This is a genomic window from Kitasatospora putterlickiae, from assembly GCF_039527695.1.
GTDB classification, from domain to species: domain Bacteria; phylum Actinomycetota; class Actinomycetes; order Streptomycetales; family Streptomycetaceae; genus Kitasatospora; species Kitasatospora putterlickiae.
In genome coordinates, this window is record NZ_BAAAKJ010000168.1 from 5,637 (window position 1) to 5,912 (window position 276).

Annotated in this window: 1 protein-coding gene; it reads left to right on the forward strand. The window is 77.2% G+C overall.

What is annotated here, in order from left to right; genetic code table 11:
• A partial coding sequence (locus ABD308_RS17335; RefSeq protein ID WP_344335326.1) for an amidohydrolase family protein occupies positions 1-276 on the forward strand: 276 nt, incomplete at both ends.

The following is a 276-nucleotide window of genomic DNA, read 5'->3' on the forward strand; positions in this document are numbered from 1 at the left end:
GGAGCTCGCCGCCGAGGGCGAGGGACCCGAGGTGTTCGGCTACTGGGGCGAGCTGAGCGAGCGCGGCGGCGTCGAGACCGCCCGCCGACTCGGTGCCATCGGCGCCGGCGGCGACCTCTTCGTGGACGGCGCGCTCGGCTCGCACACCGCCTGCCTGCACCGCGACTACGACGACGCCGCGCACACCGGCACCGCCTACCTGACCGCCGCCCAGGTCGCCGAGCACGTCGCCGCCTGCACCGGGGCCGGCCTGCAGGCCGGGTTCCACGCCATCGG